We start from the raw sequence: 16096 nt of genomic DNA, 5'->3' as shown, positions 1-16096 counted from the left end.
TCGCCCCTCACAAGAGCCGGTTGCGCAAGGCGGCAACCACGTTGAAGGTCTGGTCGCGTACGTTGTTCTTCGGATCGAAGAGCGTCAGGGTCAGGCGCACGCTGCGGATCAACGCCGGATCAGGCGGGTTGCTGCTGTAGCTTGAGGCCGCGATGTCCGTCGAGCTGCCGGCCACGCCGAAGGTCACGTTGAACGTGCGGACGTTGTCCACCAGCACCGCCAGGGTCGGATTGCCGGCCCCGGTGCCCATCGACAACTGGTTGTTGCTGAAGCTATAGATCAACCGGCGTACCGGAAACGCCAGCTGCCCGGCTGCGGGAGCCCGCGCACCGGTATAGGCCGTGGCCGTGGTACGGCAGTCGGACAGGACGGTCCAGGTCGGCACGCCGCCACTGTTGCCCACATCCGCCGTCACCAGGGTCATTTTCTGGTTGGCGTTGTCCCAGCGGATCGGCGTGATCTGACTGGCGTTGAAGTCCCCCGCCGAGGACGCGTCGGTGATGCTGCCCAGGCAACCGAACATCCCCACCATGCGAATCTCCTGGACCATCTTGCTCAAGGCAAAGCGTGCATCCTCCTGCATCACCGCCGCCGCACTCTGGCTGATGTAGGTGTTCTTGGCAGCGATGAAGATCTGCACCACACCCAGGACCACGATGAGACTGATGACCAGCGCGATCATCAACTCGATCAGGCCAAAGCCCCGGCAGCCCTTGTTCATGGCGTCCCCACCGGATCGACAGCGGCGCGGCTGGTCAGCACGAAACTACGCCGAGCATCGGTCGCATTGCTGGTGTTGGCAGCCCGGGCATCGTCCCAGGAAATGGTGATGGTGTAGACACGCTGGTTCAGCGCGATGGTCCCGGTGGCCGTGGCGCCGCCGAAGCTGGTGATGTTGGTCTTGAAATCGTAGAGGTCCTGGTCTCGGGTCACGTTGAGGTTGGGTGAGCTGGGTGGCGCCACGGTGTAGTCGGCGCCGGAGTTGGCGCGGATACGGTCCAGCATGTCGTAGGCGATGAAGCTGGCCTGGCTGGTCATGCGCGAGCTGTCGGTGTACTTCAAGGCATTGAGCTGGATCATCGCCGCCCCCAGCAGACCCACGCCGAGAATCAGCACAGCCACCAGCACTTCGATCAGTGTCATGCCCTCCTGTGGCCTTTTACTGCAACCCTTCATCCGCAACTTCCACCCAATACGATTCGTCCATTGAGGCAAACGCTCAGCGTCCGGCTCTGCGCGCCCCGCACATAATTGAAGCTCACCGGGGTGGCCGGTGCCGATAACCCACCCAGGTTATTGAAATCAATGTTGGTCACCTCTGAGGTTAGCGTCAGAGTCGCACCACTGCTCATCGCGGGAACAACCCGCAATACATTGGCCGGATTGCCAGTACTGTCATACACCGTCAATTCGCCGCTCCAGACGCTGCCCTGGGCGGTGGGGCGAATGCGCGTGGTGACACCCCGGTCGATCGCTTCCATGCGGGCAAAGTTCAAGGCCCGGCGCAGATCGCCGATCTCCGTATCCGCCTTGGTACTCTGCATCGAGCCGGTGAACGCCGGCACCGCCATCGTGATGAGGATCAGCAGTACGCCAAGGGCCACCAGCACCTCGATCAGCGTGAAACCTTTTGTACGAAGATCCATCGATGCCCTCCGTTGCCGTCGGCTATACCTGCTTCTGTAACGCTAGAACAAACCATTGGCGGGTGCTTGATGCAGTTCAGGCAATGTTGTGGCGAGGGAGCTTGCTCCCTCGCCACAACAAGCCCCCTGCCACAATGAGGTCCCCAAGTATTCAAGGACCTCCCCACACCCTCCAGGGAGGAGACACCATGCCCCAACAGGGTTTCAGCCTGATCGAACTGCTCATGGGACTGGCGATTGTCACAATTGTTCTGCCGTGGGCCAGCTCAAGCTTCAAGGCGCTGGTGGAATCCACTGAACGCCATGACACCGCGCAACGGTTAGCCAGCGGTTTGCGCAATGCCCGCAGCGAAGCCATCAGCCGCAATCGGACCGTGACCATTCAAGGGATAGACAACGATTGGAGCCAAGGGTGGCAGATCAGGTTGGACGACAATGGCCAGACATTGCTGGAACAGCGCAGCCATCGCACCCTGGTGGTGGGTAACTGGCCGGTGAAGCACAGGGTAACGTTCGCCGGCCATGGCGCGGCGCTATTGCCCAGCGGCGCCTTTCAGGCAGGTACCTTGCACATATGCGCCCGGCACCAGCCCATCAGCCATCACCAGGTGGTGCTGTCACCCACCGGCCGCGTCAGCCTGCGCAACGAGGAAAGTACGCAGGCCCTGTGCGAAAAGCGCTTAAAGCAGGGAGCGGACGCGTAGTTCCTTGGGCATGGAGAACGTGATGTTTTCCTCCCGGCCGGCCAGTTCATCGGCACCGATAGCACCCCAGGCCTGCAACTGCTGGATCACACCACGCACCAGGACTTCCGGCGCTGAAGCACCTGCGGTAATGCCGATGTGCTCGACGCCGTCGAACCAGCTGCGCTGCATGTCCTCGGCACCGTCGATCAGGTAGGCCGGCGTTCCCATGCGTTCGGCCAGTTCGCGCAGGCGATTGGAGTTGGAGCTGTTCGGGCTGCCGACCACCAACACGACATCGCACTCGTCAGCCAGTTGCTTGACTGCATCCTGGCGATTCTGGGTGGCGTAGCAGATGTCGTCCTTGCGCGGGCCGCCAATGGCTGGGAAGCGCGTACGCAACGCATCGATCACCCGGCTGGTGTCGTCCATGGACAGGGTGGTCTGGGTGACGAAGGCGAGTTTTTCCGGGTTACGCACCTGCAAGGCAGCCACGTCCTCCTCGTCCTCCACCAGGTAGATCGCGCCGCCATTGCTGGCGTCGTACTGGCCCATGGTGCCTTCGACTTCCGGGTGCCCTTCGTGGCCGATCAGGATGCATTCGCGACCGTCACGGCTGTAGCGCGCCACTTCGATGTGCACCTTGGTCACCAAGGGGCAGGTCGCGTCGAACACCTTCAGACCACGCCCTGCCGCTTCGGTACGCACCGCCTGGGAAACCCCGTGGGCACTGAAGATCACAATGACGTCGTCCGGCACCTGGTCCAGCTCCTCGACGAAAATGGCTCCGCGGCTGCGCAGGTCTTCGACGACGAACTTGTTGTGGACCACTTCGTGACGCACATAGATCGGCGGCCCGAAGACTTCCAGGGCGCGGTTGACGATTTCGATCGCCCGGTCCACACCGGCGCAGAAGCCACGGGGATTGGCGAGTTTGATTTGCATGCTGTGCCTCGTGTCTTGCCTGTTGATCGAACGAAGGGCTCGAACACAATGGAGATACCTTATGGGAGCGGGCTTGCTCGCGAAGAGGACCTTACATCCAACATTGATGTTGGCTGACACTCCGTCTTCGCAAGCAAGCCCGCTCCCACACTTGACCGCTTCCGGCCAATTACAAAGCCTTGACCTCAAGGATTTCCACTTCGAAGTTCAAGGTCTTGCCCGCCAAGGGGTGATTGAAGTCCACGGTCACCTGGGCGTCGTCAAAAGCCTTCACCACACCCGGCAACTCGGTATTGGCTGCGTCATTGAAGATCACCAGCAAGCCTTCGGACAGCTCCATGTCCTGGAACTGCGAGCGTGGCATGGTCTGCACGTTTTGCGGGTTGGGCTGACCAAAGGCGTTTTCCGGTGTCACAACCACGGTGCGCTTGTCGCCGGCCTTGAACCCGAAGATCGCCGCCTCGAAGCCTGGCAACAGGTTACCGTCGCCCACCTTGAACACGGCCGGGGCCTTGTCGAAGGTGCTGTCGACAGTGTCGCCGTTTTCCAGGTGCAGGGCGAAGTGCAGCTTCACTTCGGTGTTTTGAGCGATACGCTGCTCAGTCATGGACGGCTTCTCCGGTTTTCTTGCTCTTGAACATGTCCAGGGCCAGCATGATGGCGCCCACGGTAATGGCGCTGTCAGCGAAGTTGAACGCCGGGAAATACCAGCGGTTCTGCCAATGCACCAGGATGAAATCGATCACGTGGCCCAGGGCAATGCGGTCATAGAGATTGCCCAGGGCGCCGCCGAGCACCAGCGCCAGCGCCACGGCCAGCCAGGTTTCGTCGCGGCCCAGGCGCTTGAGCCAGACCACCAGCACCGCGCTGACCACCACGGCGATCAGGGCGAACAGCCAGCGCTGCCAGCCCGAACCGTCGGCCAGGAAGCTGAATGCCGCGCCGGTGTTGTAGGCCAGGGTCCAGCTGAAGTAGTCGGGGATGACCACGATCTGCTGGTACATGGTCAACGAGCCTTCGAAGTAGAACTTGCTGGCCTGGTCGATGACCAGAACCAGCACGCTCAACCAGAGCCAGCCCAGCCGTCCGAAACGGCCCGCTGCGTTAGGCATAGTGGCGAACCTCACCGGTACCGCTGATGTTATCGACACAACGCCCGCAGATTTCCGGATGCTCCGGGTTCACACCGACGTCCTCGCGGCAGTGCCAGCAACGGGCGCACTTGACGAAGCTCGACTTGACCACCTTGAGTTTCAGCCCCGCCACTTCGGTCACCACGGCATCGGCCGGGGCCTGCACCAACGGCGCGACACTGGCGGTGGAGGTGATCAGCACGAAGCGCAGTTCGTTGCCCAGCTTGGCCAGGTCGCCGCTCAGGGCCTCCTCGGCGTAGAGGGTCACTTCGGCCTGCAGGTTGCCACCGACGGCCTTGGCCGCGCGCTGGATCTCCATTTCCTTGTTGACCGCTGCCTTGACCGCCATGATCCGGTCCCAGTAGGCACGGTCCAGCTCGAAGCCTTGCGGCAATTCGGTCAGGCCTTCGTACCAAGTGTTGAGCATCACCGACTCGTTGCGCTCGCCCGGCAGGTACTCCCACAGCTCGTCGGCGGTGAACGCCAGGATCGGCGCGATCCAACGCACCAGCGCCTCGCTGATGTGGAACAGCGCGGTCTGGCACGAACGGCGTGCCTTGCTGTTGGCGCCGGTGGTGTACTGGCGATCCTTGATGATGTCGAGGTAGAAACCACCCAGCTCCTGCACGCAGAAGTTGTGTATCTTCGAGTAGACGTTCCAGAAGCGGTATTCGCCGTAGTGCTCCTGCAACTCGCGTTGCAACAGCAGGGTACGGTCCACGGCCCAGCGGTCCAGGGCCAGCATGTCTTCGGCCGGCAGCAGGTCAGTGGCCGGGTTGAAACCGGTCAGGTTCGACAGCAGGAAGCGCGCAGTATTACGGATGCGCCGGTAGGCGTCCGCGCTGCGCTGCAGGATCTGCTCGGAAACCGCCATCTCGCCGGAATAGTCGGTGGAGGCGACCCACAGGCGCATGATGTCGGCGCCCAGGGTGTCGTTGACTTTCTGCGGCGCGATCACGTTGCCCAGGGACTTGGACATCTTGCGGCCGGCCTCGTCGACGGTGAAACCGTGGGTCAGCAATTCGCGGTACGGCGCGTGGTTATCGATGGCGCATCCGGTCAGCAGCGACGAGTGGAACCAGCCGCGGTGCTGGTCCGAACCTTCCAGGTACAGGTCGGCGCGCGGGCCGCTCTCATGGCCCATCGGGTGCGAACCGCGCAGCACGTGCCAGTGGGTGGTGCCGGAGTCGAACCAGACGTCCAGGGTATCGCTGATCTTGTCGTACAGCGGCGCTTCGTCGCCCAACAGCTCGGCGGCGTCCATCTTGAACCAGGCTTCGATGCCTTCGACTTCGACGCGCTTGGCAACGGCTTCCATCAACTCGACGGTACGCGGGTGCAGCTCGCCGCTCTCTTTGTTCAGGAAGAACGGGATCGGCACGCCCCAGTTGCGCTGACGGGAGATACACCAGTCCGGACGGTTGGCGATCATCGAGTGCAGGCGCGCCTGGCCCCAGGCCGGGACGAATTGGGTGTCCTCGATGGCCTTGAGCGAACGCTGGCGCAGGGTGTCGCCGTTGGCAGGCTGCTTGTCCATGCCGATGAACCACTGCGCGGTGGCGCGGTAGATCAGCGGAGTCTTGTGGCGCCAGCAGTGCATGTAGCTGTGTTCGATGACAGTGGTGTGCAACAGCGCACCGACTTCGCTCAGCTTGTCGACGATGGCCGGGTTGGCTTTCCAGATGAACTGGCCGCCAAAGAACTCCAGGGACGGTACGTAGACGCCGTTGCTCTGGACCGGGTTGAGGATGTCATCGTTGACCATGCCGTATTTCTTGCAGGTCACGAAGTCGTCGACGCCATAGGCTGGCGCGGAGTGAACCACGCCAGTGCCTGCGCCCAGCTCCACGTAGTCGGCCAGGTACACCGGCGACAGACGGTCATAGAACGGGTGACGGAAGTTGATCAGCTCCAGCGCCGAACCCGGTGCAGTCGCCAGCACGGAGCCTTCGAGCCCGTAGCGGGACAGACAGGACTCGACCAGTTCTTCGGCCAGTACCAGCAGCTTGTCGCCGACGTCGACCAGGGCGTAGTTGAACTCCGGGTGGACGTTCAGCGCCTGGTTGGCCGGGATGGTCCACGGGGTGGTGGTCCAGATCACGATGGCGGCCGGCTTGGCCAGCTTGCCCAGGCCGAAAGCGGCGGCGAGCTTGTCTTCATCGGCGATCGGGAACGCCACGTCGATGGTCGACGACTTCTTGTTCTCGTATTCGACTTCCGCCTCGGCCAGGGCCGAACCGCAATCGAAGCACCAGTTCACCGGCTTGAGGCCCTTGAATACGAAGCCACCCTCGACGATTTTCGCCAAGGCACGGATTTCGCCGGCTTCGTTCTTGAAGTCCATGGTCTTGTAGGGATTGGCGAAGTCGCCCAGCACGCCGAGGCGGATGAATTCGGACTTCTGCCCTTCGATCTGCTCGGTGGCATAGGCACGGCACAGCTCGCGGGTCTTGTCCGCGCCCAGGTTCTTGCCGTGGGTCACTTCCACCTTGTGCTCGATCGGCAGGCCGTGGCAATCCCAGCCCGGGACATACGGCGCGTCAAAACCCGACAGGGTCTTGGAGCGGATGATCATGTCCTTGAGAATCTTGTTCAGCGCGTGACCGATGTGAATGGTGCCGTTGGCATAGGGAGGGCCGTCGTGCAGGACGAACTTCGGACGATCCTTGCCAATTTCGCGCAACTTTCCGTACAGGCCAATGCTGTCCCAACGCTGCAGAATCTGTGGTTCGCGCTGAGGCAGGCCGGCCTTCATCGGGAAGGCGGTGTCCGGAAGGTTTAGCGTGGCTTTATAGTCGGTCATTTAAGGCTCTTCATTAGCGATTGGCGCTGGTTGCGACAAGGGCACGGGCGGCGGCGATATCTGCATGGATCGCCGTCTTGAGCGCCTCCAGGGAGGCAAAACGCTGCTCTTCACGCAGCTTCTGGTGGAAAACCACCGTCAAACGCCGGTCATACAGATCGCCGGCAAAATCCAGAACATGTACTTCGAGATGGGCCTTGCCATCCCCCTGGACCGTGGGCCGTACACCGATATTGGCGACGCCGGGCCAGGCCTTTCCGTCGATCTCGACGCTCACCAGGAACACCCCGGTCAGCGGCACACGACGGCGCTTGAGTTGCACGTTGGCGGTCGGCGTACCCAATTGGCGCGCCAGCTTCTGTCCGTGCAGGATCCGCCCGGCGATCCGGTACGGACGGCCGAGCAAGCGCTCGGCCAATTCGAAGTCGGCAGCGGCCAGGGCATTGCGGACCTGGGTACTGCTCACACGCAAGCCATCCAGCTCGACGGTCTGCGCCGCTTCAACGGTAAAGCCACGGGCGAGGCCGGCCTGCTGCAGATAGGCGAAATCCCCTGCCCGGTCACAACCGAAACGGAAATCGTCGCCGACCTCCAGGTGCTTCACGTCGAGACCGCCCACCAGGATGGTCTCGACGAATTCGGCGGCGCTGAGCTTGCTCAGGCGCTCGTTGAAAGCCAGGCACAAGACCCGATCGACGCCTTCGGCGGCCAGCAGTTGCAGCTTGTCCCGCAGGCGGGCCAGACGGGCCGGCGCGGTCTCCGGGGCAAAGAATTCCCGGGGTTGCGGCTCGAAGATGACCACGCAACTGGGCAGCCCCAGCTCCAGCGCACGCTCGCGCAGCCGCGCCAGGATAGCCTGGTGGCCACGGTGGACACCGTCGAAGTTGCCAATGGTGGCGACACAGCCCCGATGCCGGGGACGCAGGTTGTGAAGGCCTCGAACCAGCTGCATAACGCGCTTCTTGCTCATAAAGTGGCCGATTATAACCACACCCGGCGGCCAACGACAGGCAACACCGTAACCCAAAGTGATCGAACCGACAAAACCGCTGCCCGACCGGCCCTTATCGACGCTAATCCCTCAGCTCAAGGCCTTGCGATTGAAGTCTCGCAGACGGAATCCCATCAGCAGCAACATGCCGAAATACGCACCCGCACCCACGACGACCAGCATCCCCAGGCGCAGGAAACGCTCGAGCATCTGCCCGCCACCCCAGGCTGGCATGAAGTGCATCGCCCCCAGCAGCACCGCCGACATTACCCCCACGGCCACCAACAGCTTGAGGCCGAACTTGCCCCAGCCCGGCTGCGGTTGATACATCTTCTGCTTGCGCAACTGGTGGAACAGCAGCCCGGCATTGAGGCAGGCGCCAATACTGATCGCCAGGGCCAGGCCGGCGTGGGCCAGGGGACCGATCAGCAAAAGGTTGAACAATTGCGTCATCACCAGGGTGAAAATGGCGATCTTTACCGGTGTGCGGATGTTCTGCTGCGCATAGAAACCTGGCGCCAGCACCTTGATCAGGATGATTCCCAACAACCCCACCGAGTAAGCGATCAGGGCCCGCTGAGTCATCAGGGCATCGAACGCCTTGAACTGGCCGTACTGGAACAGCGAGACGGTCAGCGGTTCCGCCAGGATCCCCAGGGCCACCGCGCAAGGCAGCACCAGCACGAAGCACAGGCGCAAGCCCCAGTCGAGAATGCGCGAGTACTCCTGGCGATCCCGGCTGGCATAGGTCTTGGCCAAGGTCGGCAACAGGATCGTGCCCAACGCCACGCCCAGCACGCCGGACGGCAATTCCATCAGACGGTCGGCGTAGTACATCCACGACACCGAGCCGGCCACCAGGAACGAGGCGAAAATAGTGTTGATGATCAGGGAAATCTGACTCACCGATACCCCGAGGATCGCCGGCAACATCTGCTTGAGCACCCGCCAGACGCCGCTGTCGCGCAGATTCAGGCGCGGCAGTACCAGCATGCCGATCTTCTTCAGGTAGGGCAGCTGGTACAGCAGCTGCGCCAGGCCGCCCACCAACACCGCCCAACCGAGAGCCATCACCGGAGGGTTGAAGTACGGCGTCAGAAACACCGCAAACACGATCATGCTGACGTTGAGCAGCGTCGGCACGAAGGCCGGCACTGAAAACCGATTCCAGGTATTGAGGATCGCCCCGGCCAGGGATGACAGGGAAATCAGCAATATATAAGGAAAGGTCACCCGCAAGAGATCGGTGGTGAGTTGGTACTTTTCCGGTGTATCGGTAAAACCCGGCGCCGTGGCCCAGATCACCCAAGGCGCGGCGAGCATGCCGGCCGTCGTGACGAGCGCCAGCACCAGCGTCAGCAAACCAGTGACGTAGGCAATGAACGTGCGGGTCGCCTCGTCGCCCTTCTGGCTTTTATATTCCGCCAGGATCGGCACGAAGGCTTGGGAAAATGCCCCTTCGGCGAATATCCGGCGCAGCAGGTTGGGCAGTTTGAAGGCGATGAAGAAGGCGTCGGTGGCCATTCCGGCGCCGAATATCCGAGCGATGAGCGTGTCGCGAACGAACCCCAGGATACGGGAAAGCATCGTGATAGAGCTGACGGCAGCCAACGATTTGAGCAGATTCATGAAAAGAGTTTTAGCCTGTCGATAAACAGCAGGCGAACAACGCGCCCACTTGTGCGATACTCCGCGCCGCTAAACAGCACAGCGCCAAAGCCCGCGAGTTTACAGGTCACACGCCGGAAAGAAATCATCCGGTGCGTTGTACCTGCCATTCAGCGGAACGCGTCACCCGCCCTTGACAAGACCTCAACTCATCGGCATGATTCGCGGCCTATTTTGTTTGCTATTTCCCAAAAAGTCTTTCGAGGAGCTCGACGGTGGCCAACTCACCTTCCGCCAAAAAACGTGCAAAACAGGCTGAGAAGCGTCGCAGCCACAACGCCAGCCTGCGTTCCATGGTCCGTACCTACATCAAAAACGTAGTTAAAGCCATCGACGCAAAAGACGCTGAAAAAGCTCAAGCTGCCTACGTTCTGGCTGTGCCTGTTATCGACCGCATGGCCGATAAAGGCATCATCCACAAGAACAAGGCTGCTCGTCATAAGAGCCGCCTGAATGGCCACCTAAAGGCCCTGAACGTTGCCGCTGCTGCCTAAGCGACGCGCTCGTTAAAAAACCGACCTCAGGGTCGGTTTTTTATTGCCTGCGATTCTGCAGACACATCGCAATATAAATGTGGGAGCGAGCCTGCTCGCGATAGCGGATTGCAAGACGACTTGCTGTCACTGTTACACCGCCATCGCGAGCAGGCTCTCTCCCACAGGGATTACGTGCTGATTATTGCGCGCGAGCCCACGGCAGGATCGGAATCGCCGTCACCGCATTCTGCGGACTGCCTTCGATCACGCGATCGCTGTAGACCAGGTACACCAGCGTATTGCGCTTCTTGTCGAGGAACCGCACCACCTGCATGGTCTTGAATACCAGCGAGGTGCGCTCACGGAATACTTCCTCGCCATCCTTGAGTTCACCCTTGAAGCTGATCGGCCCCACTTGGCGACAGGCAATGGACGCCTCGGCACGATCCTCAGCCAGACCCAGACCACCTTTCACACCACCGGTCTTGGCCCGGGACAGGTAGCAGGTCACGCCATCCACCTTGGGATCGTCGAACGCCTCGACCACGATCCGGTCGTTCGGCCCGACGAATTTGAATACCGTCGATACCTGGCCAATCTCCTCGGCCGAGGCCAGCAGCGGCACCGCCAGCAGCAGGCCGATCAATCCTTTTGCCAAACCCATGTAATTTCCTTAGACAAGAATCAGGTTGTCGCGGTGAACCAGCTCAGGCTCAGCCATGTAACCCAGCAGGCCGACAATCGCATCAGACGATTGCCCGATGATTTTCTGCGCTTCCAGCGCGCTGTAGTTAGCCAGGCCACGGGCGATCTCACGACCATCCGGCGCCACGCACACGACCATTTCGCCACGTCGGAAGCTACCCTGGACCAGCTTCACACCCACCGGCAGCAGGCTTTTGTTGCCCTGTGACAGCGCCGTCACGGCTCCCGCATCCAGCACCAGCGTGCCACGGGTCTGCAGATGCCCGGCCAACCACTGCTTGCGCGCCGCCAGCATGCCGCGCTCAGGCGAGAGCAACGTGCCGATGTGCTCGCCTGCTTTGAGACGATCCAACACCCGCTCCAGCCGACCACCGATGATGATGGTATGAGCACCGGAGCGTGCCGCCAGACGCGCAGCGCGCAGCTTGGTCTGCATGCCACCGCGCCCCAGCGCGCCGCCGGTGCCGCCCGCGACCGCATCCAGAGCCGGATCATCGGCACGGGCTTCGTAGATCAGCTTGGCATCGGGGTTGGTGCGCGGATCGGCGTCGAACATGCCGTCGCGATCCGTGAGAATCACCAGCAGATCGGCCTCCACCAGGTTTGCCACCAGCGCGGCCAGGGTGTCGTTGTCACCGAAGCGGATCTCATCGGTGACGACGGTATCGTTCTCGTTGATCACTGGGATGACTTTCAGCTCCACCAGCGCCCGCAAGGTGCTGCGGGCATTGAGGTAGCGCTTGCGGTCGGAGAGGTCATCGTGGGTCAGGAGAATCTGCGCCGTATGACGGCCATGCTCGGCAAAGCTGGATTCCCAGGCCTGCACAAGGCCCATCTGGCCAATGGCGGCGGCGGCCTGCAATTCGTGCATCGCGCTGGGTCGCGACGTCCAGCCCAGACGACTCATGCCGGCTGCCACAGCCCCCGAAGAGACCAGCACCAGCTCGACGCCAGCCTCATGCAAGGCCACCATCTGCTCGACCCACACCGCCATCGCCTTGCGATCCAGGCCCTTGCCATCCGCCGTCAGCAGTGCGCTGCCGATCTTCACGACCCAGCGCCGCGCACCCGTCACCTTGCTCCGCATCATCTTCAACCTTTGCCAGCGGACGACGCGACCCAGCGCCATCCATGGGATTATTCGTATTTGCGTTTTGCAGACACCAAAACGCCGCTCGATTGAGCGGCGCCTGGAAACCGGCTGGCTGCGATGATAACACCGCGCCCCGACAGATGAAGCATCGCAGACCGCCCCGACACTTGGTCAGCCAGAGACAAATCGATGTGGGAGCGAGCCTGCTCCCACAAGAGCCAAGCCCGCTGCGCGATCAGTCGCGAACGTAGATGATCTCCGGACCATCTTCGTCATCCACATCTTCCTCATCCCAGTCATCTTCGCCGATGTCATGGACCGACTTGACACCACTGCGACGCAGGGCACGCTGGTCATCCAGCGCCTGCAACTGCGCACGGGCTTCATCTTCGATGCGCTGATCGAGCTCGGCCAGCTCTTCCTTGTAGGCCGGGTCATTGGCCAGGCGATCGGCACGATCTTCCAGATAGCGCATGATGTCGTGGCACAGGCGCTCGGTACCTTCTTTGGCAATGGCGGAGATCACGTAGACCGGACCTTCCCAGCCCAGACGATCAACGATTTCCTTGACCCGCTCCTCATGCTCTTCTTCGAGGATCTGGTCGCACTTGTTCAGCACCAGCCAACGATCACGCTCGGCCAGGGCCGGGCTGAACTTGGTCAGCTCGCTGACAATGACTTCGGCGGCATCGGCAGCATTGCTTTCATCCAGCGGCGCCATGTCCACGAGATGCAGCAGCAGACGGGTGCGGGACAAGTGCTTGAGGAAGCGAATCCCCAGGCCGGCGCCATCGGACGCCCCTTCGATCAATCCCGGGATGTCCGCGACCACAAAGCTCTTCCAGCGGTCGACACTGACCACGCCCAGGTTCGGCACCAGGGTAGTGAACGGATAGTCCGCCACTTTCGGCTTGGCAGCCGACACCGAACGAATGAAGGTACTTTTACCGGCATTCGGCAAGCCCAGCAGGCCCACGTCGGCCAGCACCTTCATTTCCAGCTTCAGGTCACGCTGCTCGCCCGGCCTGCCTGGCGTGGTCTGGCGTGGCGCGCGGTTGGTACTGGACTTGAAGCGAGTGTTGCCCAGGCCGTGCCAACCACCATGAGCCACCAACAGACGCTGGCCCGGCTTGGTCAGGTCGCCAATGACCTCCTGGGTCGCGGAGTCGATTACCGTGGTACCGACCGGAACGCGCAGGACCAGGTCCTCGCCCTTCTTGCCGGTGCAATCGGTGCTGCCACCGTTGGAACCACGCTCGGCATCGAAGTGACGGGTGTAGCGGTAGTCCACCAGGGTATTGAGGTTTTCGTCGGCGAGCATGAAGATCGAGCCGCCGTCGCCGCCGTCACCGCCGTTCGGACCACCGTTTTCAATGAATTTTTCCCGACGAAAACTCATGCAGCCATTGCCGCCGTCGCCGGCTTTTACTCGAATCGATACTTCATCAACAAACTTCATGACACACGCCTCTCGCCATACGGACGAGTCGAAAAAAACAAGACATAAGACTCTTGCAAAAATGAACGCAGCGACCAGATCAAGCGCCCGATAGCAGCGCCGGCAGCCCATACAAACAGCTTTGCAAGAGACTCACCCCACAAACGAAAAAGCCCCGTCGCAAGACAGGGCTTCTCCAGCATCCTCGCGATTAAGCCGCGACAACGCTCACGTAACGGCGGTTGAACGCGCCCTTTACTTCGAACTTGATCACGCCTTCGATTTTAGCGAAGAGGGTGTGATCCTTACCCATGCCCACACCGTAACCGGCGTGGAATTGGGTGCCGCGCTGACGCACGATGATGTTGCCAGCCTTGATGACCTGGCCGCCATACATCTTCACGCCAAGGCGTTTGGCTTCTGAGTCGCGACCGTTACGGGTACTACCACCAGCTTTTTTGTGTGCCATGAGTTCAATTCTCCTAGTGAGGAATTAGGCTGAAATTAAGCCTGAATACCGGTGATTTTGATCTCGGTGTACCACTGGCGGTGGCCCATACGCTTCATGTGGTGCTTACGACGACGGAACTTGATGATGCGGACTTTATCGTGACGACCTTGGGAGATCACTTCAGCCACAACGGTAGCGCCAGCAACGACTGGAGCGCCGATATTCACGTCATCGCCATTGGCGACCAACAGAACGCGATCAAAAGTCACGGATTCGCCGGTAGCGACTTCCAGTTTTTCGATCTTCAGGTATTCACCTGGGGCGACCTTGTATTGCTTGCCACCAGTAACGATTACTGCATAAGACATGGTATTTCTCCGATAATCCTGCTCACCCAGCGCTTTAGAAGAAGAGGTATTGGCTGGCATGGCTGCATGGGCTGGAAGGCCCGGATGCAATTGCGTAAGGCAGGTGCTGCCCAGGAAGTTCAGGGTGCGCGATTGTACGCAAGCTGTCCTGGCGATGCAAGTAGCCGTCCATCGCGCCTTGACAGCCCCGGACGTGGGTCCTAGCATGCCGCGCAACCCTTCTGGAGCGCCTGTCGCTGATGCAACCCCAAGCTTTCTACCGCGCAGTGGCGGACGATTTTAGTGCCGTCGACGGCATCATCAAGAAGCAGCTGACTTCCCGAGTGCCGCTGGTGTCGAAAATCGGCGACTACATCACCTCGGCCGGCGGCAAGCGCCTGCGTCCTTTATTGGTGCTTCTGTGTGGCAAGGCCCTGGGCCGCGAAGGCGACGACCTGCGCCTGCTGGCTGCCACCATCGAATTCCTGCATACCGCCACCCTGCTGCATGACGACGTGGTCGACATGTCCGGCATGCGCCGTGGCCGCTCGACCGCCAATGCCATGTGGGGCAACGCCCCGAGTGTGCTGGTGGGCGACTTCCTGTATTCGCGCTCGTTCGAGATGATGGTCGAACTGGGCTCGATGCCTGTGATGAAGATCCTGTCCCAGGCCACGCGCATCATCGCCGAAGGCGAAGTGCTGCAACTGTCCAAGGTACGTGACGCCAGCACCACGGAAGAAACCTACATGGAGGTCATCCGCGGCAAGACCGCGATGCTCTTCGAAGCCTCGACCCACAGCGCCGCCGCACTGGCCGGTGCTTCCGCCGAGCAGAGCGAAGCACTGCGCACCTTCGGCGATCACCTGGGCGTGGCCTTCCAATTGGTGGACGACCTGCTCGACTACAAGGGCGATGCGGAGACCCTGGGCAAGAACGTCGGTGACGACCTCGCCGAAGGCAAACCGACCCTGCCGTTGATCTACACCATGCGCGAAGGTACGCCAGAACAGGCGGCCCTGGTACGCCAGGCCATTCAGAAAGGCGGGATCGAAGACCTGGAAAGCATTCGCGAAGCGGTCGAAGCTTCCGGCTCGCTGGACTACACGGCAAAACTGGCCCGGGACTACGTCGCCCGCGCAATCAAATGCCTCGACGCCCTGCCGGCCAGCGAATACCGCGATGCCCTGGTGGAATTGAGCGAGTTTGCAGTGGCGCGTACCCACTGATCGACCGGTTGTATGAAAAACCTGTGGGAGCGAGCCTGCTCGCTCCCACAGGTTAAATCAACGCCTGCCCTTCCCACTGTAAAACCTTATATAATGTGCGCCCTTTTGTCCTCCTGATACCCAAGGAACCTTAGTGAGCACGTTGCCACCCTGCCCGAAATGCAATTCCGAATACACCTACGAAGACGGCACCCAGCTGGTCTGCCCGGAGTGCGCCCACGAATGGTCTGCCGGCGGTGAAGTCGAAGCGGCGTCCGATGACACCGTGAAGAAAGACTCGGTCGGCAACGTCCTGCAGGACGGCGACACCATCACCGTGATCAAGGACCTCAAGGTCAAGGGCACGTCGCTGGTGGTCAAGGTGGGCACCAAGGTCAAGAACATCCGCCTGTGCGATGGCGATCATGACATCGACTGCAAGATCGATGGCATCGGCCCGATGAAACTCAAATCCGAGTTCGTCAGAAAAGTCTGAGTCCGCTGTCCCC

At 61.1% G+C, this 16096-nt stretch carries 18 protein-coding genes; 4 read left to right on the top strand and 14 right to left on the bottom strand.

The window, feature by feature from the left end:
- Positions 1-7: 7 nt before the first annotated feature.
- From FBY02_RS20080 to FBY02_RS20070, 3 genes are read right to left on the bottom strand one after another with little or no spacing between them, the layout of a single operon-like run.
- The gene (locus FBY02_RS20080) at positions 8-721 is read right to left on the bottom strand and encodes a PilW family protein (RefSeq protein ID WP_144929949.1); all 714 of its coding nucleotides are present in this window, start codon (positions 719-721) and stop codon (positions 8-10) included.
- Positions 718-1176 carry a type IV pilus modification protein PilV gene (pilV, locus tag FBY02_RS20075; RefSeq protein WP_144929948.1) on the bottom strand — a complete coding sequence of 153 codons (459 nt, stop codon included), beginning with the start codon at positions 1174-1176 and terminating at the stop codon, positions 718-720. The genes FBY02_RS20080 and pilV overlap by 4 nt, the downstream gene beginning before the upstream one ends.
- Positions 1173-1646 (bottom strand): GspH/FimT family pseudopilin, encoded by a 474-nt coding sequence (locus tag FBY02_RS20070; protein ID WP_144929947.1) that lies wholly within the window; start codon positions 1644-1646, stop codon positions 1173-1175. Before FBY02_RS20070 ends, pilV begins: the two co-directional genes overlap by 4 nt.
- 188 nt (positions 1647-1834) lie before the next feature.
- Here FBY02_RS20070 and FBY02_RS20065 point away from each other — a divergent pair, with 188 nt between their 5' ends.
- Positions 1835-2350, top strand: a complete 516-nt coding sequence (locus FBY02_RS20065; protein ID WP_144929946.1) for a GspH/FimT family pseudopilin — start codon at positions 1835-1837, stop codon at positions 2348-2350.
- Here FBY02_RS20065 and ispH read toward each other — a convergent pair.
- From ispH to murJ, 6 genes are all read right to left on the bottom strand, one after another.
- Positions 2327-3274, bottom strand: coding sequence for a 4-hydroxy-3-methylbut-2-enyl diphosphate reductase (ispH, locus tag FBY02_RS20060; protein WP_144929945.1), 948 nt, complete (start codon positions 3272-3274; stop codon positions 2327-2329). The two genes, FBY02_RS20065 and ispH, sit on opposite strands and share 24 nt — an antisense overlap.
- Positions 3275-3443: 169 nt before the next feature.
- Complete coding sequence (gene fkpB / locus FBY02_RS20055; RefSeq protein WP_144929944.1) at positions 3444-3881, bottom strand: FKBP-type peptidyl-prolyl cis-trans isomerase; 438 nt, start codon at positions 3879-3881, stop codon at positions 3444-3446.
- Positions 3874-4386: a signal peptidase II gene (lspA, locus tag FBY02_RS20050; protein WP_144929943.1), complete on the bottom strand. Its 513-nt coding sequence runs from the start codon at positions 4384-4386 to the stop codon at positions 3874-3876. The genes fkpB and lspA overlap by 8 nt, the downstream gene beginning before the upstream one ends.
- Entirely contained in the window at positions 4379-7210 is a 2832-nt protein-coding gene (gene ileS, locus FBY02_RS20045) for an isoleucine--tRNA ligase (protein ID WP_144929942.1), read from the bottom strand. The genes lspA and ileS overlap by 8 nt, the downstream gene beginning before the upstream one ends.
- Before the next feature lie 13 nt (positions 7211-7223).
- Entirely contained in the window at positions 7224-8162 is a 939-nt protein-coding gene (ribF, locus tag FBY02_RS20040; protein WP_178112061.1) for a bifunctional riboflavin kinase/FAD synthetase, read from the bottom strand.
- A gap of 129 nt (positions 8163-8291) precedes the next feature.
- Positions 8292-9830 (bottom strand): murein biosynthesis integral membrane protein MurJ, encoded by a 1539-nt coding sequence (gene murJ, locus FBY02_RS20035; RefSeq protein WP_144929940.1) that lies wholly within the window; start codon positions 9828-9830, stop codon positions 8292-8294.
- Between the two features lie 254 nt (positions 9831-10084).
- Here murJ and rpsT point away from each other — a divergent pair, with 254 nt between their 5' ends.
- On the top strand, positions 10085-10363 hold the full coding sequence (gene rpsT, locus FBY02_RS20030) for a 30S ribosomal protein S20 (protein ID WP_144929939.1): 279 nt from the start codon (positions 10085-10087) through the stop codon (positions 10361-10363).
- A gap of 181 nt (positions 10364-10544) precedes the next feature.
- On the opposite strand, the gene FBY02_RS20025 is transcribed toward rpsT, so the two are convergent.
- The 5 genes from FBY02_RS20025 to rplU all read right to left on the bottom strand — a co-directional run bounded on the left by FBY02_RS20025 (position 10545) and on the right by rplU (position 14400).
- Complete coding sequence (locus FBY02_RS20025; protein WP_030140286.1) at positions 10545-11009, bottom strand: CreA family protein; 465 nt, start codon at positions 11007-11009, stop codon at positions 10545-10547.
- 9 nt (positions 11010-11018) lie between these two features.
- Complete coding sequence (gene proB, locus FBY02_RS20020) at positions 11019-12137, bottom strand: glutamate 5-kinase (RefSeq protein WP_047702809.1); 1119 nt, start codon at positions 12135-12137, stop codon at positions 11019-11021.
- Positions 12138-12378: 241 nt separating this feature from the next.
- The gene (gene cgtA / locus FBY02_RS20015; protein ID WP_144929938.1) at positions 12379-13602 is read right to left on the bottom strand and encodes an Obg family GTPase CgtA; all 1224 of its coding nucleotides are present in this window, start codon (positions 13600-13602) and stop codon (positions 12379-12381) included.
- 190 nt (positions 13603-13792) lie between these two features.
- On the bottom strand, positions 13793-14050 hold the full coding sequence (rpmA, locus tag FBY02_RS20010) for a 50S ribosomal protein L27 (RefSeq protein ID WP_007950960.1): 258 nt from the start codon (positions 14048-14050) through the stop codon (positions 13793-13795).
- Between the two features lie 35 nt (positions 14051-14085).
- Positions 14086-14400: a 50S ribosomal protein L21 gene (gene rplU, locus FBY02_RS20005; protein ID WP_007950961.1), complete on the bottom strand. Its 315-nt coding sequence runs from the start codon at positions 14398-14400 to the stop codon at positions 14086-14088.
- Positions 14401-14639: 239 nt separating this feature from the next.
- Here rplU and FBY02_RS20000 point away from each other — a divergent pair, with 239 nt between their 5' ends.
- Both FBY02_RS20000 and FBY02_RS19995 read left to right on the top strand, forming a co-directional pair.
- The gene (locus tag FBY02_RS20000) at positions 14640-15608 is read left to right on the top strand and encodes a polyprenyl synthetase family protein (protein WP_144929937.1); all 969 of its coding nucleotides are present in this window, start codon (positions 14640-14642) and stop codon (positions 15606-15608) included.
- A 133-nt stretch (positions 15609-15741) separates the two neighbouring features.
- Positions 15742-16083 carry a zinc ribbon domain-containing protein YjdM gene (locus tag FBY02_RS19995; protein WP_055134792.1) on the top strand — a complete coding sequence of 114 codons (342 nt, stop codon included), beginning with the start codon at positions 15742-15744 and terminating at the stop codon, positions 16081-16083.
- Positions 16084-16096 lie beyond the last annotated feature (13 nt).

The sequence above is a fragment of the Pseudomonas sp. SJZ078 genome (genome assembly GCF_007828255.1).
GTDB lineage: Bacteria > Pseudomonadota > Gammaproteobacteria > Pseudomonadales > Pseudomonadaceae > Aquipseudomonas.
This window is presented reverse-complemented; position numbering and strand designations above follow the sequence as displayed.

Excerpts from the sequence above, each read along its gene's own strand:
- murJ (WP_144929940.1), bottom strand. The coding sequence starts at position 9,830 with ATGAATCTGCTCAAATCGTTGGCTGCCGTCAGCTCTATCACGATGCTT.
- ileS (WP_144929942.1), bottom strand. The coding sequence starts at position 7,210 with ATGACCGACTATAAAGCCACGCTAAACCTTCCGGACACCGCCTTCCCG.
- rplU (WP_007950961.1), bottom strand. The coding sequence starts at position 14,400 with ATGTCTTATGCAGTAATCGTTACTGGTGGCAAGCAATACAAGGTCGCC.
- fkpB (WP_144929944.1), bottom strand. The coding sequence starts at position 3,881 with ATGACTGAGCAGCGTATCGCTCAAAACACCGAAGTGAAGCTGCACTTC.
- ribF (WP_178112061.1), bottom strand. The coding sequence starts at position 8,162 with ATGCAGCTGGTTCGAGGCCTTCACAACCTGCGTCCCCGGCATCGGGGC.
- cgtA (WP_144929938.1), bottom strand. The coding sequence starts at position 13,602 with ATGAAGTTTGTTGATGAAGTATCGATTCGAGTAAAAGCCGGCGACGGC.
- FBY02_RS20065 (WP_144929946.1), top strand. The coding sequence starts at position 1,835 with ATGCCCCAACAGGGTTTCAGCCTGATCGAACTGCTCATGGGACTGGCG.
- rpmA (WP_007950960.1), bottom strand. The coding sequence starts at position 14,050 with ATGGCACACAAAAAAGCTGGTGGTAGTACCCGTAACGGTCGCGACTCA.
- lspA (WP_144929943.1), bottom strand. The coding sequence starts at position 4,386 with ATGCCTAACGCAGCGGGCCGTTTCGGACGGCTGGGCTGGCTCTGGTTG.
- FBY02_RS20070 (WP_144929947.1), bottom strand. The coding sequence starts at position 1,646 with ATGGATCTTCGTACAAAAGGTTTCACGCTGATCGAGGTGCTGGTGGCC.
- pilV (WP_144929948.1), bottom strand. The coding sequence starts at position 1,176 with ATGAAGGGTTGCAGTAAAAGGCCACAGGAGGGCATGACACTGATCGAA.
- FBY02_RS20000 (WP_144929937.1), top strand. The coding sequence starts at position 14,640 with ATGCAACCCCAAGCTTTCTACCGCGCAGTGGCGGACGATTTTAGTGCC.
- FBY02_RS20025 (WP_030140286.1), bottom strand. The coding sequence starts at position 11,009 with ATGGGTTTGGCAAAAGGATTGATCGGCCTGCTGCTGGCGGTGCCGCTG.
- FBY02_RS20080 (WP_144929949.1), bottom strand. The coding sequence starts at position 721 with ATGAACAAGGGCTGCCGGGGCTTTGGCCTGATCGAGTTGATGATCGCG.
- proB (WP_047702809.1), bottom strand. The coding sequence starts at position 12,137 with ATGCGGAGCAAGGTGACGGGTGCGCGGCGCTGGGTCGTGAAGATCGGC.
- ispH (WP_144929945.1), bottom strand. The coding sequence starts at position 3,274 with ATGCAAATCAAACTCGCCAATCCCCGTGGCTTCTGCGCCGGTGTGGAC.